This window comes from Tateyamaria pelophila, from assembly GCF_019966495.1.
Taxonomy (GTDB): domain Bacteria; phylum Pseudomonadota; class Alphaproteobacteria; order Rhodobacterales; family Rhodobacteraceae; genus Tateyamaria; species Tateyamaria pelophila.
In genome coordinates, this window is record NZ_JAIMIA010000027.1 from 22,020 (window position 1) to 46,010 (window position 23,991).

At 59.4% G+C, this 23,991-nt stretch carries 21 protein-coding genes and 1 pseudogene; 11 read left to right on the forward strand and 11 right to left on the reverse strand.

Annotation, left to right across the window (positions count from 1 at the left end; genetic code table 11):
- Positions 1-48: 48 nt before the first annotated feature.
- The 3 genes from LC354_RS10870 to LC354_RS10880 all read left to right on the forward strand — a co-directional run bounded on the left by LC354_RS10870 (position 49) and on the right by LC354_RS10880 (position 2,457).
- Positions 49-966 (forward strand): capsular polysaccharide export protein, LipB/KpsS family, encoded by a 918-nt coding sequence (locus LC354_RS10870; RefSeq protein WP_223423710.1) that lies wholly within the window; start codon positions 49-51, stop codon positions 964-966.
- Positions 967-1,176: 210 nt separating this feature from the next.
- Positions 1,177-2,148, forward strand: a complete 972-nt coding sequence (locus tag LC354_RS10875) for a Gfo/Idh/MocA family protein (protein WP_223423712.1) — start codon at positions 1,177-1,179, stop codon at positions 2,146-2,148.
- 39 nt (positions 2,149-2,187) lie between these two features.
- The gene (locus LC354_RS10880) at positions 2,188-2,457 is read left to right on the forward strand and encodes a DksA/TraR family C4-type zinc finger protein (RefSeq protein WP_223423714.1); all 270 of its coding nucleotides are present in this window, start codon (positions 2,188-2,190) and stop codon (positions 2,455-2,457) included.
- 21 nt (positions 2,458-2,478) lie between these two features.
- Here LC354_RS10880 and LC354_RS10885 read toward each other — a convergent pair whose 3' ends face one another.
- The 7 genes from LC354_RS10885 to LC354_RS10915 all read right to left on the reverse strand — a co-directional run bounded on the left by LC354_RS10885 (position 2,479) and on the right by LC354_RS10915 (position 9,605).
- A complete protein-coding gene (locus LC354_RS10885) occupies positions 2,479-2,832 on the reverse strand; it encodes a YybH family protein (RefSeq protein WP_223423716.1) in 354 nt (117 codons plus the stop codon).
- A gap of 99 nt (positions 2,833-2,931) precedes the next feature.
- The gene (locus LC354_RS10890) at positions 2,932-4,752 is read right to left on the reverse strand and encodes a M3 family oligoendopeptidase (RefSeq protein WP_223423717.1); all 1,821 of its coding nucleotides are present in this window, start codon (positions 4,750-4,752) and stop codon (positions 2,932-2,934) included.
- Positions 4,753-4,897: 145 nt separating this feature from the next.
- The gene (locus LC354_RS10895; RefSeq protein ID WP_223423719.1) at positions 4,898-5,755 is read right to left on the reverse strand and encodes an amidohydrolase family protein; all 858 of its coding nucleotides are present in this window, start codon (positions 5,753-5,755) and stop codon (positions 4,898-4,900) included.
- Entirely contained in the window at positions 5,748-7,340 is a 1,593-nt protein-coding gene (locus LC354_RS10900; RefSeq protein ID WP_223423721.1) for an ATP-dependent DNA ligase, read from the reverse strand. The genes LC354_RS10895 and LC354_RS10900 overlap by 8 nt, the downstream gene beginning before the upstream one ends.
- On the reverse strand, positions 7,337-8,335 hold the full coding sequence (locus LC354_RS10905) for a ligase-associated DNA damage response exonuclease (protein WP_223423723.1): 999 nt from the start codon (positions 8,333-8,335) through the stop codon (positions 7,337-7,339). The genes LC354_RS10900 and LC354_RS10905 overlap by 4 nt, the downstream gene beginning before the upstream one ends.
- 38 nt (positions 8,336-8,373) lie before the next feature.
- The gene (locus LC354_RS10910; protein ID WP_223423725.1) at positions 8,374-9,315 is read right to left on the reverse strand and encodes an alpha/beta fold hydrolase; all 942 of its coding nucleotides are present in this window, start codon (positions 9,313-9,315) and stop codon (positions 8,374-8,376) included.
- Positions 9,315-9,605 (reverse strand): SCP2 sterol-binding domain-containing protein, encoded by a 291-nt coding sequence (locus tag LC354_RS10915; RefSeq protein WP_223423727.1) that lies wholly within the window; start codon positions 9,603-9,605, stop codon positions 9,315-9,317. Before LC354_RS10915 ends, LC354_RS10910 begins: the two co-directional genes overlap by 1 nt.
- 149 nt (positions 9,606-9,754) lie before the next feature.
- Between LC354_RS10915 and LC354_RS10920 the strand changes: the two genes are divergently transcribed.
- The 5 genes from LC354_RS10920 to LC354_RS10940 all read left to right on the forward strand — a co-directional run bounded on the left by LC354_RS10920 (position 9,755) and on the right by LC354_RS10940 (position 14,742).
- Positions 9,755-10,237: a tetratricopeptide repeat protein gene (locus LC354_RS10920; protein ID WP_223423728.1), complete on the forward strand. Its 483-nt coding sequence runs from the start codon at positions 9,755-9,757 to the stop codon at positions 10,235-10,237.
- A gap of 21 nt (positions 10,238-10,258) precedes the next feature.
- The gene (locus LC354_RS10925) at positions 10,259-13,150 is read left to right on the forward strand and encodes a helicase-related protein (protein ID WP_223423730.1); all 2,892 of its coding nucleotides are present in this window, start codon (positions 10,259-10,261) and stop codon (positions 13,148-13,150) included.
- Entirely contained in the window at positions 13,151-13,537 is a 387-nt protein-coding gene (locus LC354_RS10930; RefSeq protein ID WP_223423732.1) for an RNA-binding S4 domain-containing protein, read from the forward strand. It abuts the gene before it with no gap.
- A 52-nt stretch (positions 13,538-13,589) separates the two neighbouring features.
- Positions 13,590-13,925: a ferredoxin FdxA gene (gene fdxA, locus LC354_RS10935; protein WP_223423733.1), complete on the forward strand. Its 336-nt coding sequence runs from the start codon at positions 13,590-13,592 to the stop codon at positions 13,923-13,925.
- Between the two features lie 304 nt (positions 13,926-14,229).
- Positions 14,230-14,742, forward strand: a complete 513-nt coding sequence (locus tag LC354_RS10940; protein ID WP_223423735.1) for a CarD family transcriptional regulator — start codon at positions 14,230-14,232, stop codon at positions 14,740-14,742.
- A gap of 64 nt (positions 14,743-14,806) precedes the next feature.
- Here LC354_RS10940 and cobS read toward each other — a convergent pair whose 3' ends face one another.
- Positions 14,807-15,559, reverse strand: coding sequence for an adenosylcobinamide-GDP ribazoletransferase (gene cobS, locus LC354_RS10945; RefSeq protein ID WP_223423737.1), 753 nt, complete (start codon positions 15,557-15,559; stop codon positions 14,807-14,809).
- 75 nt (positions 15,560-15,634) lie between these two features.
- On the opposite strand from cobS, the gene cobT reads away from it, so the two are divergent.
- Complete coding sequence (gene cobT / locus LC354_RS10950; RefSeq protein ID WP_223423738.1) at positions 15,635-16,642, forward strand: nicotinate-nucleotide--dimethylbenzimidazole phosphoribosyltransferase; 1,008 nt, start codon at positions 15,635-15,637, stop codon at positions 16,640-16,642.
- A 66-nt stretch (positions 16,643-16,708) separates the two neighbouring features.
- Here the strand turns inward: cobT and LC354_RS10955 are convergent, their stop codons facing one another.
- Complete coding sequence (locus tag LC354_RS10955; RefSeq protein ID WP_223423740.1) at positions 16,709-18,595, reverse strand: monovalent cation:proton antiporter-2 (CPA2) family protein; 1,887 nt, start codon at positions 18,593-18,595, stop codon at positions 16,709-16,711.
- A gap of 20 nt (positions 18,596-18,615) precedes the next feature.
- Positions 18,616-19,091: pseudogene (locus LC354_RS10960) on the reverse strand (Lrp/AsnC family transcriptional regulator).
- 132 nt (positions 19,092-19,223) lie between these two features.
- On the opposite strand from LC354_RS10960, the gene hppD reads away from it, so the two are divergent.
- Positions 19,224-20,318, forward strand: coding sequence for a 4-hydroxyphenylpyruvate dioxygenase (gene hppD / locus LC354_RS10965; protein ID WP_223423742.1), 1,095 nt, complete (start codon positions 19,224-19,226; stop codon positions 20,316-20,318).
- A 126-nt stretch (positions 20,319-20,444) separates the two neighbouring features.
- On the opposite strand, the gene LC354_RS10970 is transcribed toward hppD, so the two are convergent.
- A complete protein-coding gene (locus tag LC354_RS10970) occupies positions 20,445-23,111 on the reverse strand; it encodes a hypothetical protein (protein WP_223423743.1) in 2,667 nt (888 codons plus the stop codon).
- Positions 23,112-23,276: 165 nt separating this feature from the next.
- On the opposite strand from LC354_RS10970, the gene LC354_RS10975 reads away from it, so the two are divergent.
- Positions 23,277-23,963 (forward strand): SIMPL domain-containing protein, encoded by a 687-nt coding sequence (locus LC354_RS10975; RefSeq protein ID WP_223423745.1) that lies wholly within the window; start codon positions 23,277-23,279, stop codon positions 23,961-23,963.
- Positions 23,964-23,991 lie beyond the last annotated feature (28 nt).

Here is a 23,991-nt window from a genome sequence, read left to right on the forward strand (position 1 = left end):
GATCGTCGTCGGGGTGGTTAGCGTCGCACCGGAAGGGCGGGTCGTCAAATGGCCGAAATAGTTTTTCATGTTCCGAGGTCATGGCTTGGGTTTGGCGGGGGTGGGTTGCGCCCTTTTTATCTGCGCGTGATCAAAGGGCTGGAGGCCCGGGGCGTTTCGTTTGAGGTGGTAATTCTGGATCGCGCGACTTTACCCGAAAGCGTGGCGGCGGACGACGCCATTCATGTGGTGCATCACGGTCGCTATGCCCATCCGCGTGTGCGCAATGCCGATGTTGCCTACATCTATCCGTTCTGGAATTTTGATCCGCAGGGGATCCGGGCGTTTTCTTCCATCGCACAGGCTCATTTCCCGCAGGACGACATCGATCCCGACGTCGCGCGTCCGTTTTTTCGCCGTGTGCGGAAACGGATCGTTCAGGGTCGGCGGTCCCGGTATGCGCAGCCCGAAGCCGTCACGACATTGGCGCGGGTCAAGGCCGCTGTCTTTCTGCAATCGGAAGGTCACCGGGTTGTCGGGGAAACCTGCTATCTGGATCGGTGGCAGATGTTGGAAACCGTCTGTGCGTCGGTGGACGGACCTGTGGTCGTCAAGCCGCATCCGCGGGATGGTGACCCTGCAACTGGGGAAGGATTGCGCGAGATATGCGCCCGGTTTCCGCATCTGGTCGTTTCAGATGGCAATATACACGACTTGATTGCCGTGTCTGAGCGGGTCGTGACGATCAATTCCGCCGTGGGGATCGAGGCGTATTTGCACCGCAAACCGGTGGTTTTGTGTGGCCAGTCCGATTTCCATCACATTGCGGACGTGGCCCGATCACAGGTCCAATTGAGTGAGATTTTAGAACGTGCGCCACGCAAACGCGCCTATGACAAGTTCATCTGGTGGTATTTTGCGGAACAGTGTCTGAGCGGCACCGACCCTGACTTGGTGGATCGCGTTCTGGCGCGTTGTGGCTTGTAGGTCGAAAGAACCAGCGCCGATGTTACTGCGCCGCAGATCGGTCCGGCGTGTGGGTCCGGACCGGTCACCAAGCGGCGATGGCACTGCGACGCGAGCCTTGATTTACAGACGCTTTTGCGTAGCATCGTGCCAATTCCTCTTGATCGAAGTTTGAGAGTTGAGGACGCTACGGCGCTTTTGCCCTGCGAGAGATGAATTGGAGAAACAGGGATGAGCAAAGCTGTTCAGTGGGGTATTTTGGGCGCTGCAAAATTCGCCCGCCAATTCATGGGGCCTGCGATCCACGCAGCTTCGGGCGCGCAACTGGCCGCCTTGGCAACCTCTGATCCGGCCAAGGCCGAAGGGTTTCAGGCGTTTTGCCCAAACCTGCGTGTGCACGACAGCTACGAGGCGTTGCTTTCGGACCCGGAGATTGATGTGGTATATATCCCGTTGCCCAATCACATGCATGTGGAGTGGACACTCAAGGCATTGGCGGCGGGCAAGCATGTTCTGTGCGAAAAGCCCATCACACTCCGCGAGGCGGAATTTGATGATCTGATCGCGGCGCGCGATGCGGCCGGATTATTGGCCGCTGAAGCCTATATGATTGTGCATCATCCACAGTGGCAGCGTGCCCGCGAGATGGTGCAGGGCGGTGCCATTGGAGCGTTGCGCCATGTGACCGGTGCATTTTCATTCGATAACCGTGACATGGGCAATATCCGCAATCAGGCGGCAACGGGCGGTGGTGGCTTGCGCGACATCGGGGTTTACGTTTTCGGGTCGGCCCGCTTTGTGACGGGGCAAGACCCGCTTTCCGTGTCGGCCCGCATCGATTGGGAAAATGGTATCGATACGTTTGCAGACGTGCAGGCCCAATTCGACGGTTTTACCTATAACGCATACACCTCGATCCGGATGTATCCCTATCAGGAGATGTGTTTCCATGGGGAAGAAGGCCTGATCAGGCTGACCGCGCCCTTTAACGCTAATGTCTATGGTGAAGCGCGGATTGAGTGGCACAAGCCTGATCTTGCCGTCGAAACCTATCGATATCCGGCCGCCAATCACTATGTCTTGCAGGTCGAGGCGTTTTGCCGATCGGTGCGCGACGGGGTGCCTTATCCTTGCCCGCTGGAGTTTTCGCGCGGCACGCAGGCGATGATTGATCAGGCGCTGCTGTCCGGTAAGAAGACTTGAGGCCGGAGCATTTATTGGAAGATTGAAAGGGAACCTGTAATGGCGGGTGGATGGGCAAAAGACGGGGCTGTTTCAGAACAGATTGAGGCGTCTATTTCGGACGAATTGGCGCGGATGAAGGCGCGACGGACCCCTGTCGGGGCCAGTCTGACCCACTGTGCCGAGTGTGAAGAGCCGATACCGGAGGCACGTCGTCAGGCAGTGCCGGGGGTGAAGCTGTGTGTGGACTGCGTGGCTGAGCGCGATGCGGCCTTTCAGCGCCGCGGTGGCATCAATCGGCGCGGGTCCAAGGATTCGCAACTGAAGTAACCGTCGACTCCTTTTGCGCCGTTACAACTCATTCAAGCTACTGTGCGTGATCAGCCAACGGCCATCCGGTTGTCGCGCCAGAACACTCAAAGTCGTGCCATGCTCCGCACCCGCTTCACTGAAACGCGCAAGGCACCATCCGAGATCTCCGCTATGCTTGGCACTCGAGACTTGAATCTGTTTGGTCTGCGCGTCCTCTCGGAGCCACTCGTGATGCATCGTTTCGATGGATGCCCGTCCGATCGCGGGTGGTCCAAACGGAGAATACATCTCCGCATCCGGCGCGTATACGGAAGCGCATCCCTCAGCGTTGCCTGCGCGGTAGTGCAACACATACTCATCCAGGAGCGTTTGGCAGTCTTCTTTGAACCCCATGGCAAATCCTCGATAGGTAACGACCGACACAGAGTGTTGTCCGGTGGTCTGCCTCTTGAGCGTAAAGCGCACCGGAAAAGCTGCCAAGCGGAATAAAGCTTAGTCTTCCATCGCTTCCAATTCGTCAATGAAGCCGGAAATCATGCTCAACCCTTTATCCCAGAATTCGGGGTCGGATGCGTCGAGGCCGAAGGGGGCCAAAAGCTCTTTGTGATGTTTGGAGCCACCGGCCTTGAGCATGTCGAAATATTTCTCCTCAAAGCCATCCGTTCCTTCGGCATAGACCGAGTAGAGCGCATTCACCAAACCATCTCCGAAGGCGTAGGCGTAGACGTAGAAGGGCGAATGCACGAAGTGCGGGATATACGCCCAGAAGGTCTCGTAGCCGTCCATGAAATCAAAGGCCGGGCCGAGCGACTCTGCCTGAACGGACATCCAGAGAGCGTTGATGTCTTCGGGTGTCAGTTCACCGCCCCGCCGGGCCTCGTGCAGTTTGCATTCAAAGTCATAGAACGCGATCTGGCGGACAACCGTGTTGATCATATCCTCGACTTTGCCGGCCAGCATGACCTTGCGCTGGGCTGTCGTTTCGGCTCCGTCCAACATCTTGCGGAAGGTCAGCATTTCACCGAAGACGCTGGCGGTTTCCGCCAATGTCAGCGGGGTCGACGACAACATCTCGCCCTGGTCCGCTGCCAGGACCTGATGCACACCGTGGCCCAGTTCGTGGGCCAGCGTCATCACGTCACGCGGTTTGCCCAGGTAATTGAGCATCACGTACGGGTGCACGTCCGTCACGGTGGGGTGGGCGAAGGCACCAGGGGCCTTGCCCGGTTTCACGCCTGCATCAATCCAGCCCTTGTTGAAAAACGGCTTGGCCAGATCGCCCATGCGCGGGTCGAACGCGGTATAGGCGTCCATCACCGTTTTTTCGGCTTCGGTCCAGTTGACGATACGCGGATCTTCCATCGGCAGTGGCGCGTTCCGGTCCCAGACCTGCATCCGGTCCAGACCCAACCATTTGCGTTTCAGCTCATAGTAGCGGTGGCTGAGCTTGGGGTAGGCGGCGACCACGGCATTGCGCAAGGCTTCGACCACTTCGGGTTCAACCTGATTGGACAGGTGGCGCCCTGATTGCGCTGTGGGCATCCCGCGCCAACGGTCGAGAATTTCCTTTTCCTTGGCTTGGGTATTGTGCACGCGGGCAAAGGTTTTGATGTTCTCGCCAAAAACTTTCGCCAGTTCACGTGCAGCTGCTTCGCGTTTGGTACGGTCGGGGTCCGTGAGAAAATTCAGGGTGCCTTCGATGCCCATCGTTTCGCCGTCGATCTGAAATGTCAGCCCTGCGATGGTTTCGTCAAAGAGCCGCTCCCATGCGTCGCCAACCACGCCGAGGTCATGCAGGAACTTTTCCATCTCGTCGGACAGCTGATGCGGCTTCATCGCGCGGATCTTGTCGAAGATTGGTTTGTAGCGCGCAAGATCTGCGTTGTGCTCCATCAAGTTGCCAAGATGGTCGTCCTCAAGCCGGTTCAATTCGAGCGTGAAAAAGACCAATGGTGTCGTGTAGTTGGTGATTTTCTCCTGCATGTCGGACATGAACTTGGCCCGGCCCGCATCGGTGGTCAGTTGGTAATAGCGCAGGCCTGCATAGGACATGATGCGGCCAGCGATCTGGTTGATCCGTTCTTGTCGCTGGATACAGTCCAACAGACCCGCCGCGTCAAGTGTCGCTAGGTTGTTTTCATAATCGCTGGCAAAGCTGGCACAGGCCGCTTCCAGCCAGTCGAGATCGCGTTTCAGTTCGGCTGCGTCTTCGCCAGTATAAAGGTCATCCAGATTCCATTCTGGCAGGTTGCCCAAGGGCTGATCTCCGTGGCTTGCATTTGCATCGAAGACGGGGAAAGGCAGATGGAACATGTGAATAACCTTGTGTTGCTTGCGCCAATACGTATGGCGTGGCGGTGGCCGGGACAAGGGTGTGCGACGGACAAGAAAATTCGTACGAATTTTCTTGTTGCGCCTGATCGGCACTGCCCTTGGTTATTTCGGACAAAGGGACGATCTAGGTTGCAAATAGACGGTTTGGATTGGTTTTGAAGATCTTTGTTTTTTCACTGTCGGACGTGATCTGAGCCAAATTGTCCAACAAGGCGGTCGCGTGCGGCATTTTGGCCCCGTTCAGCATGATATGCGGCCAATCCGAGCCCCAAAGGCACTGTTCGGGGTTGGCATTGATCAGCCGACGCATGATCGGATGTACCGCCTCGGGGATATCAGAAAAGCGATAGGGGGCCGAGAGTTTAATCCAGATATCTCCGTCGCTCAGCAGCGTGCACAAGGTGTCGATGGCCGGAGTTTGCGCATCCAGCGAGGTGGGCCAACCGCAATGGTCGATCACCAGTGGCGTGGGCAGGGCACGGATATCATTTGCAATCTCTTCAATATGCAAGTCGGCATGAAGCAGCATCTGGATGTGCATATTGTGATCCGCCAATGTCGGTGCCATCCGGCGCGCGCCATCCCATGTCAGCACGCCGCCGTGAACATAGTTGAGCCGTACCGCACAAATGTTGGCATCTGCCAGTGCCTTGATCGCGCCGAAAAGGCTGTCGTCGGGCAACAGTCCAACGCCCTTGAAGTTCTCACCCAAGGCTTTCACCGCCTCAAGCGTCACTGTATTGTCTGTGCCGTAGAGGATGGAATGCACGATCAATCCGTGATCGCAGCCCAGGTTGGTCAGATGATCGCGGTAAAGTGCAAGCCACCCGTCAAAATCAAGTCCGGCAGGTGGGTTCTCGACCCGGTTTGGGGACAATCGATGCTGTGGCCCGCCCAGCAGGTGTACATGTGCGTCCCATGACCCCTTGGGCAATGGTGTCTTGGGTCGTTCAGGCGGGTAGGGCGGTTGCGCGTTATCCATAGATTTCCAGCATTTCATTCAGGTCTGCGAGGCTGTTTGCCTCCTGGACGGGTTTGTCCTGCCGCCAGCGTGCCATGCGGGGAAACCGCAATGCCACCCCTGATTTATGGCGCGGAGACGCTTGGATGCCTTCGAATGCAATCTCGAAAACATGATGCGGCGTCACGCTGCGCACAGGACCGAACCGTTCGAGCGTATTCTTTTTGACCCAAGCCGTGATCTGACGGAATTCCGCGTCCGTCAGCCCGGAATAAGCCTTGGTGAATGGCACCAGATCGTTCCCATTCCACACCGCAAAGGTGAAATCTGTAAACAGGTTTGCGCGCCGACCATGACCCGACTGCGCATAGATCATCACCGCGTCGATGGTCAGCGGATCGAGCTTCCATTTCCACCAATCGCCTTTCTTGCGACCTGTCAGATAGGGGCTGATCTTGCGTTTGAGCATGAGCCCTTCGGCCTGGGCCTCTCGGGCCGCCGTACGAATATCCGCGAGGGCAACCCACGAGTCGAAATCAATTGTGGGAGACAGTTTGACGGGCGCATCAGGCGGCAGACCCATGCACAGATCTTCGAGGATGGCGCGCCGGTCGGCCAGCGGATTGTGCCGCAGATCTTCGCCTTGCCATTCCAGCAGATCATAGGCGTAGAGGATCACGGGGGCCTCTTGCAGCAGTTTCCTGGGCACTGTCTTGCGCCCGATCCGCTTTTGCAGAGCATTGAAGTTTTGCGGTGCCATGTCGCCCCAGGCCAATAATTCTCCATCCAGAACGGTGCCATCGGGGATGAAATCCCGGGCCCGCGCCAGTTCGGGAAAGCGATCCGTCATCAACTCTTCACCGCGGGACCAGACGTAATGCTCCCCCGCGCGCACGATCAGCTGCCCGCGGATGCCGTCCCATTTCCATTCGGCTTGCCACGCGACGGGTGGCCCCAGGTCATCCGGTGCCGCGTCCAACGCATAAGCAAGGTAGAAAGGGTAGGGCCTGGAGGCATTGGCGGCAGGGTCTTCTGCCTCGATCAACGCCTGCCACGTCACTTGCGCCGGGTCCCAGTCCCCCATCAGGCGATGCGCCATTTCAGGTTCGTCGCGACCGGTGGCGCGGGCCAGCGCGCGGGTCATGAGCTTTTGGCTGACCCCGATCCGAAATCCACCGGTGATCAGTTTGTTGAACAAGAACCGTTGCGTCGGATCAAGGCTGTTCCATGCGTCCAGTACCGCTTGCTTGCGTGCGTCTTCTTCGACTTGCGGCAAGGCGCGCAACATATCGATCCAGTAAGATAATCCATGATCCGAAACGGTTTCAGCCGGCGGCAAAACAAGCGCAATGGTTTCGGCCAGATCGCCAACGATGGGATAGGCGTCTTCAAACAGCCACAGCGGAATCCCTGCGACTTCAGCCGCCCACTCGCGCAGGCGTGTCGTGGTGACCGCTCGTTTCGGGCGGCGACCCGAAAAGATCGCGATGGTCCAGATCCGATCCTGCTCCGTTGCCTCGTGGAAGTATTCCGCAAGCGCGGCGACCTTGACAGTCGTCTTTGTGGACTGGTCGATGGCGTTGAACAGGCCCGCAAAGCGCTTCATGCGGCGTCTTCCTCGGTATCGGTGCCAAATTCCGTTTTCAGAACCTGCGCGTTCCAGCCTTGCTCGGTCAGATAGCGGGCAAAAATGTCGGTATATCCGTGCGTGACATAGATGTTTTCGGCCCCTGTCTCCGAGATCGCCGACAACAGGCCGGGCCAATCGGCATGGTCCGAGATCACAAAGCCCCGATCCCCCGCGCGTCGGCGTCTGATGCCGCGCAACGCCATCCAGCCGCTTGCAAAACCGGTTTCCTGGACACCGAATTTGCGGGCCCAGGCGGAGCCAAGCGCGGAGGGAGGCGCAAGGACCAGCGCACCGGGATGGTCTTTGGGGTTCAGATCTGCATTGGCCAATACGGTTTCGGGCAAGTCTATTCCTTGAGTCCTCATGATCCGGTTGGTGTGTTCGATCGCAGCATGGGTCAGGATCGGCCCGATGGCCGGATCAAGCATGGTCAGCAACCGCTGTGCCTTGCCCAGTGCGTAACAGCCCAGAAAGGCGACTTTGCCAGCCGCGGCGCACTGCGCCCACCAGTCATTGATCTGGCGGGCGACCTCCGCCTGATCCGGCCAGCGAAAGACGGGCAGTCCAAAGGTACTTTCGGTGATGAAATGGTGGCATTTGACAGGCTCGAACGGGGTCGACAGGCCATCGTCGACGATCTTGTAATCGCCGGACGCGACCCAGACTTCGCCGGCCACTTCGACACGGATCTGGGCGGAACCGGGAACATGACCGGCGGGATGGAAGGAGACGCGCGCACCGCCGATCTGGCGAACCTCGCCATAGGCCGCGGTGTCCAGCGCGATCTCGCCCAGCCGGTGCCGCATGACTGGCGCGGCGATATCTGTTGCGAGATAGGCCCCCATGCCGGACCGCGCATGATCTGCGTGGCCATGGGTGATCAGCGCGCGTGAAACTGGTCGCCATGGGTCGATGTAGAAATCACCGGCGGGGCAATAAATGCCCGAAGGGGTAAAGGTCAGCGCGCTCATGAGAGCAAACCTAGCATGCCCTTTGCCAAGTACCAGCCTCAGGCTGCTTTGGTGAACCCATCGGCAATCGTATCGAAAATACGGGTCCGCATGGCGGCAGTTTCCATCAGGACCTCGTGTTCGCCGTCCTGCATCATGTGCAACTGACCGTTTTTCCAGCTTTTCATGCGCGCGATGATCCGCCCGGGATCAACGATACGTTCATTGGTGCCAAGAAAGACGTTGGTCGGCGTGTCCGGGGACGGCATTCTGGAGAGCGAGAGCATTTCGTCCAACGCCTCGCGAAGCCAGACAAAACTGGGACCGCCCAGGGCAAGTTCGGGATGCGCCCGCAATTGATTGCGCATCATGTCGAACATTTCCAGATCCCGGGTCAGTTGGTTGTCTTCGAAGGGTGTCGTCAGGATGTAGGAGTCGATCACGGTGCCGGGCGGCAGGCGATGACCCTGACCCAAGGCTGGCATCACACGACCCAACGCCCAGGCCACGGGTCGCAGATAGGGCGCGATCCTGATACCCCACATGGGTGCGGTGAACGCCGAAGCTTTGACCTCCAGACCTTCGTACAAAGACCGCAAACCGATGCAGCCACCCATCGAATGGCCGATCAGGAAAAACGGTTTGGGAAGGTCCAGCTTTTCTGCGGCGGCCACCATGGCGGTGACGTCTTTCTGATAATCGGAAAAAATATCGACATGCCCGACGCGGGCATCGTCGAGAATGCGGTCCGCCAGACCCTGGCCGCGCCAATCGATCACAAGCGTTGCATACCCGCGCTGGGCGAGGTCGGCTGCGGCGGGGCCATATTTTTCGACATATTCCGTGCGGCCGGGAAACATCAGCACCGTGCCTTTTGCCGCCTCGGACCCGAAGGCCCCGATCCGTAAGCGCACGCCGTCCGAGGCGTGTATCCAATAGGCCGCCCCGGCCAGCGGTGCAGGGTTCACATCAGTAAAGAACGGGGCAGCCTTCAGCGACATCAGGCCAGCGCCGATGCCAATTGCATGGCAATGCCCATATCCCCGTCGACGGTCAGCTTGCCGGTCATGAAAGCGGATGTCGGGTTGGTTTCGCCGTTCAAAATGGAGCTGAACGTATCCGCATCTGCGGACAGCGTCACATCGGCGTCATGATCTGATACCTGTGCGCCGTCCCCATCAATGAAAATCGCCCCTTCGCCTTCGACGACGAATTTAGCCGTGCCGGAAAAATCAGCGCCTTCCAGCTTTTCATTCAGGACGACCACGGCTTCGTTTAAGATATCACTCATCTTTGATCCCATTTTGTTGGCCTGCTTGCTCTTCTGTTGTGGAAAAACGAAGCAAGGCTGTTACATTTGCACTTATGGGCACTCATTTTCGCAAACTCTACCCTGTCGTCACGGCACTTTTCCTGACAGTAGGGAATTCCTTACCCGCAATGGCGCAATCGTCTGTTGACGAGATGCTCGACGCACTTCGCACCGCGGAGCCTGCGGAGGCGACCCGCCTGACGCGCGAGATCGAGCGTCTGTGGTCCCAATCGGGCTCTACGTCGCTGGATATGCTGCTGCGTCGGGGGCGCGAGGCACTGGAAGCCGAAGAAATCGACGTGGCGATAGAGCATCTGACCGCCGTCACGGATCACGCGCCCGAATTTGCCGAAGGCTGGCATACCCGTGCCACCGCCTTTTACATGAAAGGTCTTTACGGCCCGGCGCTGGATGACCTCCAAAAGGCACTGATTCTGAATCCTGAAAACTACAACGCGATCTTCGGCCTCGGGGTCATGTTGCAGGAATTCGGTGAACTTTCTCGCGCGGAACAGGCCTTTTCGCAGGTCATTGACTTGAATCCCAACCATGAACCCGCCAGCAATGCTCTGGAGCGCCTGAAAAGTGACGGCATAGGCCGCGAGCTCTGAGCAGAAGTTGGGAGATTGCCCATGTCGGGCGACGCAAGGGTTGTGGCCGTTCTGGGCCCGACCAATACCGGTAAAACCACCTATGCCATCGACAGGATGCTGGGGCACCGAACAGGTGTGATCGGCCTGCCTTTGCGCCTTTTGGCGCGCGAGGTCTACGACCGAATCGTGGCCTTGCGCGGGCCATCCGTTGTGGCGCTGGTCACCGGCGAAGAGCGCATCGTGCCGCCGCGCACGCAATATTGGGTCTGTACCGTTGAGGCGATGCCCGAAGGCATGGGTGTCGATTTTCTGGCGGTGGACGAAATCCAGCTATGTGCCGATCCGGAACGCGGCCATGTCTTTACGGATCGTCTGCTGCGTGCGCGCGGTCTGCACGAGACCCTGTTTCTGGGGGCGGATACCATGCGCGGCCCGATCTCGGCGCTGGTGCCCGAAGCGCAGTACATGCGGCGCGAGCGGATGTCGCAACTGGTGTATTCGGGACAAAAGAAGGTCAGCCGGATGCGCCCGCGCTCGGCCATCGTCGGTTTCTCTGTCGATAATGTCTATGCCATCGCCGAACTGATCCGCCGCCAGAAAGGCGGGGCGGCCGTGGTGATGGGCGCGCTCAGTCCGCGCACCCGCAACGCGCAGGTCGAGATGTACCAGAACGGCGAGGTGGATTTTCTGGTGGCCACAGATGCCATCGGGATGGGATTGAACCTCGATATCGACCATGTGGCCTTTTCGTCGCTGTCGAAGTTTGACGGACGGCGGATGCGTCCGCTGGCGCCAAATGAACTGGCTCAGATCGCCGGGCGGGCGGGCCGTGGGCAGAAAGACGGCACATTTGGGGTGACGGGGGATGTCCGTCCGCTGGATGACGGCGTCGTTCAGGCGATCATGGATCACCGGTTTACGCCCCTGCAAAAGCTTCAATGGCGCAATCACGCGCTTCAGTTCGGATCGATTGACGCGTTGATCCGGTCGTTGGAAGCTCCGTCGGATCACGAGGTTCTTGTGCGCGCCCGCGAAGCGGATGACGTGATGGCGCTCAAATCCCTCGCCCAAAGTGCCGAAGTGACGGCGCGCTGCACAAACGGCCCGTCCGTGCGCCTGCTGTGGGACGTTTGCCGGGTGCCGGATTTTCGAGGCATCAGCCATCAGGAACATTCTAACCTTTTGGACGTTATCTTCCGGTATCTTCATGAGCGGGGCACCATTCCGAACGATTGGATGGCGCGCCAGATCAAACGGATTGACCGTAAGGATGGCGAAATTGACGCGATCAGCAAAAGACTGGCGTTTATTCGCACATGGACCTATGTCGCTCAGCGCAAGGGTTGGGTAGATGACGAAAGTCATTGGCGTGACGAGACGCGCCATGTAGAAGACCGACTGTCAGACGCTCTTCATGAGAAGCTGACGCAAAGATTTGTAGACCGGCGCACCTCGGTTTTGTTGCGCCGGCTAGGCCAAAAGGAGGCCATGGTGGCCGAAGTAAATGATGCAGGTGAAGTGACTGTCGAGGGCGAGTTCGTCGGCAAGTTGGACGGGTTCAGGTTCAGCCAGGACAAAGGTGCCGGTGCGGCCGAAGCCAAGACAATCAAAACGGCCGCGTTGCAGGCGCTGGCCCCCCATTTCCATCTGCGCGCGGATCGCTTTTACAACGCGCCCGACACAGAGATTGATTATACCGAGCAGGGCGGCCTGATGTGGGGCTCTGCGGCCGTTGGCAAACTGGTACCGGGGTCTGATCCGCTTAAACCGCAGGTCGATGTGTTCGTGGATGACGTTGCTGGCCCCGAGGTCGCCCAAAAGGTGCAACGCCGGTTGCAGCATTTCATTGACCGCAAGGTCGCGGCCCTGTTCGAGCCGTTGATCGCGATGCAGCGTGACGAAGCTTTGAGCGGCCTGGCCAAGGGTTTTGCCTTTCGGATGGTCGAAGCATTGGGCGTTCTGCCCCGCGCCGCCGTCGCAGAAGACGTCAAGGCGCTGGACCAGGATGCACGCGGCGCGCTGCGCAAGCATGGTATCCGCTTTGGCCAGTTCACCATCTTCATGCCGCTTTTGCTGAAACCCGCACCAACGCGGTTGCGTCTGGTTCTGTGGTCGTTGTCGCAGGGGCTGTCCGAGTTCCCCGAATCGCCGCCTCCCGGTCTGGTTACCATTCCTGCGATGGCGGATGGTCCCAACGGGGCCGACACGATGGCCGGCTATCGCAATGCGGGCGGGCGTGCCATCCGTATCGACATGTTGGAACGGCTCGCTGACATGCTTCGGTCCGAGGATTCGCGTGGCGGGTTCGAGGCCAAAGCCGATATGCTGTCGATTACCGGCATGACGCTTGAACAGTTCGCGGCGCTGATGGAGGGCTTGGGCTACAAGGCCGAAAAAGGCGAGCGTGAAAAAGTCAAGGCCGTGGATGCCGTCACGGCCGCCAAGCCCGAGGCCGATACGCCGGTCATGGACGCAGGCGATACGGCACCCGCTTCGGGCGGGCTCGACACACCCGCGCCTGTCGATGTGCCCGAAGGCACGGGCGACATCGTCGACACCGGCGCGGCCCCCATCATCGCCGAACCGGCGGAAATGCCCGAGGCGGACCCCGGCGTGCCGCAGAATTCCGAGACGGAGATCGACCCCGGCACGGCTCCGGACGCAGGCACCGCAGAGATCGAGACGGAGGTGTTTTACACCTTTACCTGGGCCCGGCCCGCGGGAGGACAGAGGAGCCGTGGTGCACCGCAAGGTGCCGGGAAGCCGCGCGGCAAAGGCAAACCACAAGGCAAGGGCGGTCCCAAAGGTGGCCGCAAGCCCGGTGGCAACACCTCCCAGAACTTCTCTGCACGTCCTCCCAAGCCCGAGAAAAAGATCGATCCGGACAATCCATTTGCCGCTGCCCTCATGGGTCTGCGCGATAACAAGTAAGTGAACGCGACGGCGGAAAAGCTGCGGCTCGACAAATGGCTTTGGTTTGCGCGCTTTTTCAAGACCCGTTCACTGGCCGCCGCACGTGTCGCGACAGGCGACGTGCGGGTCAATGGCGAGCGGGTGACCAAGCGCGCCACGACCATCGGCGCAGGCGACGTTCTGACCTTTGCACAAGGGCGTGTCGTGCGCGTGGTTGAGGTTGTTGGGATCGGAACCCGACGCGGTCCGGCGCCCGAAGCGCAGGCCCTGTACAACGACATGACGCCGCCGCCGCCACCCCCCGAGGACGCCGTTCCGGTAAATCCGAAATTCGAGGGAAAGGGACGTCCGACCAAACGCGACAGACGGCAAGCCGATCTTTCGCGCGCGCGCCACCTTGAATGATCCGGGCCGCTGATTTAGCTAGAAGCCTGACCTTAGCCATACGAGCCTCTGCATGACCTACATCGTGAACGATTCCTGCATCGCCTGCAAATACACCGATTGCGTGGAAGTGTGTCCGGTGGACTGTTTTTACGAAGGCGAAAACATGCTGGTGATCCACCCTGACGAATGTATCGACTGCGGCGTGTGCGAACCGGAATGCCCCGCAGACGCGATCCGCCCCGATACGGAGCCTGACATGGAAAAATGGGTCGAGTTCAATCGCAAATATTCCGAGATGTGGCCTGTCATCGTCACCAAGAAAGATCCGCTGCCGACGGCCGACGAGATGGATGGCAAGGACGGCAAGCTGGAGTTGTTCTCCGAAGCCCCCGGCGAAGGCGGCTGATCCGCGCGAATCGGTTTTAAGGACCTATCGAGCGTCAGTGGACCGTTTGAATTTGGTTTCAATCCTTTGACATTAAACTGCTTTTTGCAGTCTGACCTTGGGGAAGCTTTCGGAAGGGCCGTTTTTGTGTTATGATTCTGTCATAAACGACCAATGGATGCCGTGTTATCCTGTCCTGACACTCCGGATGGGCGCGTTCGACATAACCTGAACCGCACCAAGACGAGGCAATGCGTGCCCCGGCTAGATGCGGTTTTGAGTGTCGGAAATTGCATGGTTTCCGGGTGCCCTATGAGGATCAAGTATGACCAAATCTAAGAAACTCGACTTCCGTCCCAACGAATTTATTGTTTACCCTGCCCACGGTGTGGGCCAGATCGTGTCGATCGAAAGCCAGGAAGTTGCAGGCATCACGCTTGAGCTGTTCGTGATCTCGTTTGAGAAAGACAAGATGACGCTACGCGTGCCGACAAACAAGGCGACCCATATCGGGATGCGCGCCCTGTCGAGCCCGGATGTGATCAGCGCGGCGATGAAGACCCTCAAGGGGAAAGCCAAGGTGAAACGGGCCATGTGGTCGCGGCGCGCTCAGGAATACGAGCAGAAGATCAACTCGGGTGATCTGATCGCGATCGCTGAAGTGGTGCGCGACCTGCACCGGACCGACGATCAGCGCGAGCAGAGCTATTCCGAACGTCAGCTTTATGAAGCTGCACTTGAGCGCCTGACCCGTGAAGTGGCTGCCGTTTCAGGTGGTGACGAACTGGCTGCCGCCAAGGAAGTTGGCGATGTGCTGATGAGCCGTATCGCAGCCTGAACCTGACCTTTTAAGTGTTGTGAACGCCGCGCCTCCCTGGACAGGGGGGCGCGGCTTTCCCGTGTCAGGGGATCAGGACGATCAGAATGGCTATTTCGGTGCAAAGCTGCGTCGCCCCAAGAATGTCGCCGGTCTGACCTCCAATCTTGGTCTTGGCCAGAAGGCCGATCATGGTGGCGATCAAGGTAGCCATGACAAGGGCCAGTACGCCTGCACTGCCATTGAGCCCTATAGCCACGGTCGCGCCGATCAGGATGGCCAACAGAACGCTGCCCCTGGACGGCGCGCCGACGCTGTGCGACAGGCCCGTATTCCGGGCGTGCGGCAGTGCCAGCATAAGAGGCGGCATCATGGCACGGGACAAAACGAGCGCGGTGACAAGAGCAGGTAGCGTGACGTCCGCCAGCCCGAGCCAACGCAGGCCCATGGCAACGATCAATGCCAGCACGCCGTAGGCGCCAATGCGGCTGTCTTTCATGATTTCGAGCCGTCGGGTCGCGTCTTGCCCGCCCCACAGGCCGTCTGCCGTATCGGCCAACCCGTCTTCGTGCATGGCGCCCGTCAGAAGAATAAGTGCGCCCAAAATCAAGCCGGCGGTGACGGGAGCGGACAGGTCCATTGCAGTGCAGACCCAACTCAGTGCGCCAACGATCAGACCAAGGATCAACCCCACAAGAGGGTAGGCCCAAACCGCGCGTGCAGGCTGCGCAAACGCCCGCTGTGGCAAAGCGGGGAGCGGCAGGCGTGTCAACAAGATGGCGGCCACTGGCAAATCCCAGAGCCACGACAGGGCCGTGTCGGTTTTGTGGGTCTCCATGTCCGGTCCTGACTTGCGGGCAGATGGGCTTTGCGTAAAGAGCAGGGCCAGGACAGGCAAGGGAAAGTATAGGCGATGGCGTTTGAGACACTGGATGAATTGCGGGCGCTGTTGCGCGAGATGCCGACGGCAGACAAAGCGGCGGAAACCGGGGCAGCCGAGCGCAACGCACAGTTGACCAAGCCACCCGGAGCCTTGGGTCGTCTGGAAGAGCTTGCGCAGTGGTATGCCGGATGGCGCGCCGATGCCCGCCCATCGATTGAAGCGCCTCAGGTTATCGTTTTTGCTGGCAATCACGGGATCGCAGCGCGTGGCGTGTCGGCATTTCCACCTGAAGTGACCGTGCAGATGGTGGCCAATTTTCAACATGGCGGCGCAGCGATCAATCAATTGGCGTCTGTGTTTGGCGCGCGGATGGATGTGGTTGCCCTGGACCTGGACAGGCCTACGGCGGATTTCACGCAAGGCCCGGCCATGTCAGAAACTGACTGCGTCGCGGCGCTGCGCGCGGGATGGGACGCGGTGGATCCGGCCGCAGACCTTTTGGTTGTCGGTGAAATGGGGATTGGCAACACAACGTCTGCGGCAGCGATTGCGTCACGGTTGTTTGGCGGTGCCGCAGCCGATTGGACGGGGCGGGGTACTGGGGTCGATGGGGGCGCGCTTGCGGCCAAGACACAGGTGGTTGCGGATGGCGTGACGCGGCACAGGGATGCAAGCGACGGGCTGGATGTGTTGATGCGTCTGGGGGGCCGGGAGCTTGCCGGTATGGCCGGGGCAATGGCGCGGGCCCGCAGCTTGCGGATACCCGTAATTTTGGATGGGTTCATTTGCACCGCGGCGGCGGCCTGTCTTGAGCGCACGCAACCGGGCGCTTTGGATCATTGCGTGGCTGGCCATCTGAGTGCGGAAGGCGCACACGCTCGAATGCTGGACGCATTGGACAAGGCACCGTTGTTGCAGCTTGGTTTGCGGTTGGGCGAAGGATCTGGAGCAGCACTTGCCATCGGCGTGTTGAAGGGGGCCGTGGCCTGCCACAGTGGCATGGCGACCTTTGCCGAAGCTGGCGTGGCCGACGGATGAGATCGGTTGGCGGGTCTGTTTCGGGCATGCGCCCGAAAGGCGCCCGCCCACCGACCCTGCCGCGGTTCACGCGCGTTTGGGATCTTCAGTTTTTTCCGCGCGCGCAGAGAGGGATATTTCGAGTTCCTTCTCGAGCAATTTGGCACGCGCGATATAGGCTTTGTTTTGCGAGGGGGGGATATCGGGATCCCACAATTCTGCCAATTGCCGGACGGCGTCCCTGTCATGCTGGTAGAACACGCGCTCGGCCTCTGCCGCCTCGTAGTCGCTGAGCCCGAGATTTTCGAGCACATAGCGACCGGCCCGCAAGGACCCGTCGAACAATTCTCGTACAATGTCGTCCGCGCCTGCCTTGTAGAGTTTGTAGACGTGCACCCGGTCATAGGCGCGTGCGATGATATGCAGGTCGGGCCGCGTCTTGCGGGCATAGGCCACCAGTCGCACGGCGGCTTCGGGATCGTCGAGGGCCACGACCAGCACACTTGCTTCGTTCAACCCGGCGGCCTTGAGTATGTCCGGGCGGGTCGGATCGCCCAGGAACCCCTTGAAGCCAAATCGCCGCATGAGGGCGATCATTTCCATATCATGATCCAGAACAACGGCTTTGAACCCGGTGCCTTGCACAAGCCGGTTCACGATTTGGCCAAACCGTCCGATGCCCGCGATAATCACCGGCCCTTTGGCGTCTATTTCATCCGGCTCCACCTCGCCCGCGTCTTCGCTGCTATGGCTTGGGATCATCTCGTATATGATGAAGAGCAGAGGCGTGATCAGCATGGTCAGCGCAATCACTAAAAGCAGCGTTTCTGCGACATTTGCCGGGATCACGCGCTGACCGACGGAAAATGCCACGAGAACGAAGCCGAACTCACCCGCCTGGGCCAGACCGAGAGTGAAGAGCCACCTGTCACGTCCCCTGATTCCGAAGGTGACTGCAAGACCGTAGAGGACCATGCCTTTGACCAGGATGATCAGCAGAGCCATTGTGATCAACGTCGGCCAGTCGTTAAACAGAAGTGAAAAGTTGATGCCTGCGCCGACGGTGATGAAAAATAATCCAAGCAACAGCCCCTTGAAGGGCTCAAGGTCGCTTTCCAGTTCATGACGGAATTCGGAGCTTGCCAGAACGACGCCGGCGAGGAACGCACCGAGTGCAGGTGACATGCCGACCAGCATCATTAAAAACGAGATTGAAACGACGATCAGCAGGGCGAGCGCCGTGTACATTTCCCGCAGCCGGGTGGCGTGAATGAAGCGGAAAACCGGGCGCGTGAGAAAGACACCGGTGAGGATGACTGCGGCGATGGCCGCAATCGTGACGAGCGTCACGCCCCAGCCCGGCAGCCCCTCGACGAGGCTCATGGTGGCGCCGTGCGCGTCGCCATGCCCGGATTCCAGGTTGCGCGTAATGGACCCATCCGCAGCGATTTGCGCAGGGACCGTTACGATCAACAGGGGCAGAAATGCGAGGATCGGGATGACGGCAATATCCTGCGTCAGCAGTACCGAGAATACGGATCGCCCGCCATTGGTTTGCATCAATCCTTTCTCTGACAGGGTTTGCAGGACGATTGCAGTAGACGACAGCGCAAGTGTGAGGCCAATGGCAAGGGAAACGCCCCACGGTTGGTCGAAGGCCATGGCCAACCCCATGATCGCGAAGGTGGACAACAGGATTTGGAGGCCGCCCAGTCCCAGCAGCTTGTGGCGCATGTCCCAAAGCGCGCGCGGTTCAAGCTCCAGCCCGATCAAAAACAGCATCATGACCACGCCGAATTCCGCAAAATGCTGGAGATCCGCGGTCTCGGAACCAACGAGGCTGAGCACTGGTCCGATGAGAATACCCGCCGCCAGATAGCCCAGCACAGATCCCAGCCCCAACCGCGCTGCAATGGGCACCGCGATGACGGCGGCGGCCAGATAGATCGAGGCCTGATACAGGAAGCTTTCCATGGGTGACGTCTCCGAAAGTGTCAGGTGGGCAGCGGCCCGTCCCGTTTGAGCTGGTCCATGACGATCTGGCTTTGCACGCGCGCAACAGCGGGGTGCGCCAGCAGCACGTCGTGAATAAGTGAATTCAGAGCAGACAGGTCAGGGCAGTACACCCGCAGCAGGTAATCAGCATCGCCGGTCATTGTCCATGCGCTGGTGATCTCGGCCCGGCCGTTGATCAGCCTTGCAAAGCTGGAGGAATGTTCGGGTCCGTGCGTGCTCAGGTGCACCTGAACAAAGCCCTGAACCGCCAGCCCCAACTTGGTCGCGTTCAATTTGGCGACATAGCTCTGTATTTGGCGACATAGCTCTGTATATAGCCTTCGGCCTCAAGCCGTTGCCTGCGTCGGCCAATCTGGCTGGCGGACAAATGCAGCATGTCACTGAGTTCCTGCGCCGTCAGGTGCGCGTTCTGCTGCAGTGCGGCGAGAAGTTTGGTATCGGTGATGTCAAGCATATGCGGCTCGGTTGCGGAATTTCACCTGATTATGCGGCGTTCGCGCAAGAATTCCCAGTAAATTGTACTATTTTGCGCGGCAACCGCGTTCGGGATGCCTTATATTTGCGCAAGTAGAGAAGGAGACCGTTTATGGGACCGTTCCCGCACCACGCACCAAAATCCACGATCACGGAAGAAAATCCCGCCGGCACCGACGGATTTGAGTTTGTCGAGTTTGCGCATCCCGACCCGGACGCGTTGCGCGACCTGTTTGCGCGCATGGGCTATGAAAAGGTGGCCAAACATAAACTCAAGGACATCGAACTGTGGCAACAGGGTGACGTCACATATGTTTTGAATGCCGAGGCGGACAGTTTTGGAGCCCGCTTTGTCGCAGAGCATGGCCCATGCGCACCTTCGATGGGATGGCGTGTCGTGGATGCGAAAGTGGCGTTTGAGCGGGCAGTGTCGTTGGGCGCGACGCCCTATACCGGGACTGGCAAAGTGCTGGACGTTCCGGCAATTTATGGGATCGGCGACAGTCTGATCTACTTCGTGGATCAGTACTATGAAACCTCCCCCTATAACGACGAATACGAATGGCTTGGGCACTCCAAACCGCGCGGCGTCGGGTTCTTTTATCTCGACCACCTGACCCACAATGTCCACAAGGGCAATATGGACACATGGTTCAGGTTTTATGGCGACCTGTTCAACTTCAAGGAAATCCGATTTTTCGACATTGAAGGCAAATTTACCGGCCTTTTGAGCCGGGCGCTGACCTCGCCATGCGGTCGCATCCGCATTCCGATCAACGAAGACCGCGGCGAAACCGGGCAGATCGTCGCCTATCTGCGTAAGTACAAGGGCGAAGGTATCCAGCATATCGCGGTGGGATCGGATGACTTGTATGACAGCACAGATGCGATTGCAGAGAACGGTTTGAAGTTCATGCCCGGCCCGCCTGACAGCTATTACGATCTGAGCAAGACTCGCGTCGTTGGTCATGACGAGCCCATTGATCGCATGAAAAAGCATGGAATATTAATTGATGGCGAAGGCGTCGTGGATGGGGCGGAGACGAAAATTCTGCTTCAGATATTCTCCAAGACGGTGATTGGTCCGATCTTTTTCGAATTCATTCAACGCAAGGGCGATGACGGATTTGGTGAGGGGAATTTCAAAGCGCTGTTCGAGAGCATCGAGCAGGAGCAGATCAATTGCGGTGAACTCAAGGCCAATTGACCCGTTTCCGACGCGGAAACGGGCTGGATTTCGGCGCGAAATCCTGAGTGTTTCACGGTACCGTCTGCTTTAATCTCGCAGTTGCTTTTCGCGTCGAAAAGCAGTCGGAAACCGTGGCGGTTTCCGTTACCCTTTGGGCATCTTGAGTACCACGTTGCGCGACCCTTTCTGGTAGCGCAACTCACTGTCTCCGATGGCAGAGACCCGACCGCCGTCAAGACGGTCACCGACCTGTACCTTTTGGTAGCGACCATTGGACAAGCGGATCAATGCGCGCCGGTCAGATGGTTTGCCGTATACTCCGATCAGGTTGACCTGTCGCAGGTTGATCGCGTTGCGCGTGGTTGCTTCGCGCGAGACCGAGGCGGACGACGGGATCGAGGGCGTCACGCTGCGCGGTGCAACGCTTGTAGGTGCCGGTGCCGTCGCGACTGCGGCTGTCGAGGCCGAACTTGGCGTTGCCCTTGCCACAAGCCGCGAAAAGTCCGAGGGCCGGGGCTTTGGGCGGAGCGATTGTGTCGTCGCCAATGCGCTCGGCGGGGCGTCATCCGGGGCGGTGGCTTTCTGCTGCTCTTCTTCTTGTTGTTGCAAGGCCTGTGGGCGCAGACGCGGGCGCAACCCGGCCAGTTCCGACCGCGACAAACCACCCAGAGTGGCCCGCTCGTTTTGCTCGATCAGATCCGTCGGTCGTGCCCTTGGCCTGACTTGGGTTGCCGTTTGCAGCGTGCCGGTTTCCGTCGGATCTGTGGCAAAGCGCACTGGCGTTGCCGGTGGAACAAGCGGGGGCGGGCCCAAGAACACCAAGTGCCCGTCTGGGCTCATAGCGCCATCGACCGTTGCGATGACCCGCCCATCTGTGCCCATGGCGAAGTTTGTTCCGGCTGCCACCGGCGAGGTGACGACAGCCAGTTGCCGATCTGTCTCAAACGAAAGTGCCGAAGGTAGCGCGACCGCATCCAGAGCAGGGCTGATCGGGTCAATGCTTGTCACATAGAGGTCTTCAAGCGGAATGAGGGGGGCGGGCTCAAAACTGTCCGGCGCTTTGGGCCAGATACCTGTGACTGCATAGCGGGCTTCGAGGGCGGCGCCATCCAGTGTTTCGGGCATATCCTCTGCCGGGTCTGGTCGCGGATCGCGCAGCGCATCCAGAACGGCTGCATCCTCTGATGTCAGCCCATCGCTGAGTGCCGCATTCAAAGACGCCAGTTCCAATGCGTCGGCTGCGGCCTCGTCCGGTGCATCCGTCGTCGCGCCGACGTCATTGGCAAGCACGGATTGCGTTTCTTCGGGCAGGGTAGAGGCAAGTGTCCGTTCCCGGCCTTGAAACAAGCGTGCCAGACCATCATCCAGAAACACGCTCGCCCAGGCCGCCACACCGGCCAGAAAGATCAGCAACGCAGCTGTCAGAATAAGCCCGAGATAGCGCGGTTTGCCCCCGACCTGCACCGAGTCGCGCGCACCAAAGATGGTCATGCGTTGTGCTTCGATCTTTTCAGCCGACAGGGTGGTTTCGGACTTTGCCGATTTGGTGACGCTTGTACCGGATGCTTGCGGTGCTTTGCGTCGCGACAGGAATTCGTCAGCTTTTGCATCCTTGGGTTCCGGTGCGGGCACAGGTTCTGACGGCAAGACAGGCGGCTCGATTTGGCGCAGGCTCTCCACTGTCGCTTTCGGCGGTACGCTTGGGGGTGGAGGGGCCGACACAGACGTTGGTTTTGTCGGAACCACCGAAGGCGCCTTGCGTGTCACACCACCCAATGGTGCTTTGGGGCGCGCATTCGCGCTGCGGCGACTTGCAAAGCCAAGCGCGGCACCCCCCGCGGTTGCCGGACCCGCAGACACGGGTGCCACACGCGGTTCATGGGGGCCGTCTGATTTGTCCGGCTCAGAGGCCGTGTCGGCCGGGTCGGGCTCTCTCGGCGCGTCGGTGGGTCGAGCGGCGCCGCCTTGGTCAGTCACCACCGGGGAGGAGGGCGGTTTCGGCGCTGCCTTTGGCGGAACGTGAACGTCCTCAGGCGGCGCCGTATCCAAAATGGGCGCATCTTCGACCTGTTCCGCATCCGGCATTTCTTCCGGCTCCGCCGCAGCAGGTGGAAGAGGCGCACTCTGTGTTACGGAGCTGCTTTCAGCTTCCGTGGCGGTGTTTGACTGGTGCGGGCCGGCTTCGGTCGCAGTATCCAATTTCTGTATGATGGATTCGTCCGGCGCATCCTCCATTTCTTCCTCTGGAGGCAGGGGCGGTGGGGCATCGCCAACCACCACCACCCGTACACCGTCGGGTTCCACGGTCTCGCCATCTTCCAGCAACACCTTGGATTGTTCTGTGGTGCCGAAGAACGGTTCTCCCAAGAACGCGGCATCATTCGGAGCGGCGACAAAGCTCACCGGATTGAAGGCATGTTCCGTTGCGAATGCTTCGACCTCGGTCAGTGTCTCGCGTGCAACGGCGGCAATGTGGGTCGTGTCCCCCTCGACCGAGATATCGAAGACCAGATCATCCACGGCATAAGGCGTCGCTCCTTCCAGTGCGTGGCGCGCGGCGGTCCTGCGCTCTGCGTCGCTCAGGGGCCCTGTCTCGGTACTCAGATAGCGGATCTGCTCATCTGGAATGATGAGTTTGCTGCGAATGTCCTCGGGCTTGTAGGCTTGGGCTGATATGCGCAGCGCGGCCAGAGCGCTCGCCAAATTCGGATCGGCCACCTCCACTTCGCCCAGCACTTGCCATCCACCGGCCGCACGCAGCAGCAGGCGGATCCCGTCGAAGGACAAGGACAGGGCAAAGTTTGGCTTCATACCGGGCCTTTAGCATTTGGGCGTGGGGATTGACACGCGTGTCGCCTTATTCCCAAGAATAGAGCAGGACTTTGCCCATGAAAAGCAAAAGGCCGTGTTCCGCTTGTAGAGAGGCAGGACATCGCCGCAATACAGCGCAAGGCAGACCAGAGAACAGGAAAATAGATGCGTTTGATCATTTTGAGTACGGTAATGGCGTTGAGTTTTGTAACGCAGGGGGTTGGACAAGGCGCGCCGGACACGCAAGTACGACACTTGTCTGTGGTGGGTTCGGGCCAAGTGGCTGCAGAACCTGATATGGCCGTCATTTCATTGGGTGTGGCCCATCAAGCCGAGACGGCCCGTGTGGCAATGGACATGGTGAACGCAGAGGCGAGCGCTTTGCTTGCGGCGCTGGCGGCATTGGATATCGCTCCGCGTGACGTCCAGACCGAACAACTCAGCGTTTCACCATTGTGGGACAACAGCAACCAAACGCGCAGCATCGACGGATATGTGGCCCGAAATACGGTGTCCGTACGCGTGCGGGATCTGCCAAGGCTGGGTGCCGTGATGGATGCGGCGTTGTCTGCAGGCTCAAACGAATTCGACGGATTGCGCTTCACTGTGCAGGACCCGGCGCAGTTGGAGGCGCAGGCGCGCAAGGCTGCCGTAGAGGACGCCATGGCCCGTGCCGCGGACCTTGCAGAAGCAGCCGGAGTGACACTGGGACCGGTCGTGACGCTGACGGAACAGGGGGGGCGCGGCCAGCCGATGATGATGGCCGCGGCCCGGAGCGAAGACATGGCGATCGCCACCGGCGAGGTCACGATCAGCGCGTCTGTCTCCATGACTTTTGATCTGATCCCGTAAGGCGGGGGCGTCCCCCGCCCGCGCCGGG

Excerpts from the sequence above, each read along its gene's own strand:
- LC354_RS10870 (WP_223423710.1), top strand. The coding sequence starts at position 49 with ATGGCCGAAATAGTTTTTCATGTTCCGAGGTCATGGCTTGGGTTTGGC.
- LC354_RS10875 (WP_223423712.1), top strand. The coding sequence starts at position 1,177 with ATGAGCAAAGCTGTTCAGTGGGGTATTTTGGGCGCTGCAAAATTCGCC.
- LC354_RS10880 (WP_223423714.1), top strand. The coding sequence starts at position 2,188 with ATGGCGGGTGGATGGGCAAAAGACGGGGCTGTTTCAGAACAGATTGAG.
- LC354_RS10885 (WP_223423716.1), bottom strand. The coding sequence starts at position 2,832 with ATGGGGTTCAAAGAAGACTGCCAAACGCTCCTGGATGAGTATGTGTTG.
- LC354_RS10890 (WP_223423717.1), bottom strand. The coding sequence starts at position 4,752 with ATGTTCCATCTGCCTTTCCCCGTCTTCGATGCAAATGCAAGCCACGGA.
- LC354_RS10895 (WP_223423719.1), bottom strand. The coding sequence starts at position 5,755 with ATGGATAACGCGCAACCGCCCTACCCGCCTGAACGACCCAAGACACCA.
- LC354_RS10900 (WP_223423721.1), bottom strand. The coding sequence starts at position 7,340 with ATGAAGCGCTTTGCGGGCCTGTTCAACGCCATCGACCAGTCCACAAAG.
- LC354_RS10905 (WP_223423723.1), bottom strand. The coding sequence starts at position 8,335 with ATGAGCGCGCTGACCTTTACCCCTTCGGGCATTTATTGCCCCGCCGGT.
- LC354_RS10910 (WP_223423725.1), bottom strand. The coding sequence starts at position 9,315 with ATGTCGCTGAAGGCTGCCCCGTTCTTTACTGATGTGAACCCTGCACCG.
- LC354_RS10915 (WP_223423727.1), bottom strand. The coding sequence starts at position 9,605 with ATGAGTGATATCTTAAACGAAGCCGTGGTCGTCCTGAATGAAAAGCTG.
- LC354_RS10920 (WP_223423728.1), top strand. The coding sequence starts at position 9,755 with ATGGCGCAATCGTCTGTTGACGAGATGCTCGACGCACTTCGCACCGCG.
- LC354_RS10925 (WP_223423730.1), top strand. The coding sequence starts at position 10,259 with ATGTCGGGCGACGCAAGGGTTGTGGCCGTTCTGGGCCCGACCAATACC.
- fdxA (WP_223423733.1), top strand. The coding sequence starts at position 13,590 with ATGACCTACATCGTGAACGATTCCTGCATCGCCTGCAAATACACCGAT.
- LC354_RS10940 (WP_223423735.1), top strand. The coding sequence starts at position 14,230 with ATGACCAAATCTAAGAAACTCGACTTCCGTCCCAACGAATTTATTGTT.
- cobS (WP_223423737.1), bottom strand. The coding sequence starts at position 15,559 with ATGGAGACCCACAAAACCGACACGGCCCTGTCGTGGCTCTGGGATTTG.
- cobT (WP_223423738.1), top strand. The coding sequence starts at position 15,635 with ATGGCGTTTGAGACACTGGATGAATTGCGGGCGCTGTTGCGCGAGATG.
- LC354_RS10955 (WP_223423740.1), bottom strand. The coding sequence starts at position 18,595 with ATGGAAAGCTTCCTGTATCAGGCCTCGATCTATCTGGCCGCCGCCGTC.
- hppD (WP_223423742.1), top strand. The coding sequence starts at position 19,224 with ATGGGACCGTTCCCGCACCACGCACCAAAATCCACGATCACGGAAGAA.
- LC354_RS10970 (WP_223423743.1), bottom strand. The coding sequence starts at position 23,111 with ATGAAGCCAAACTTTGCCCTGTCCTTGTCCTTCGACGGGATCCGCCTG.
- LC354_RS10975 (WP_223423745.1), top strand. The coding sequence starts at position 23,277 with ATGCGTTTGATCATTTTGAGTACGGTAATGGCGTTGAGTTTTGTAACG.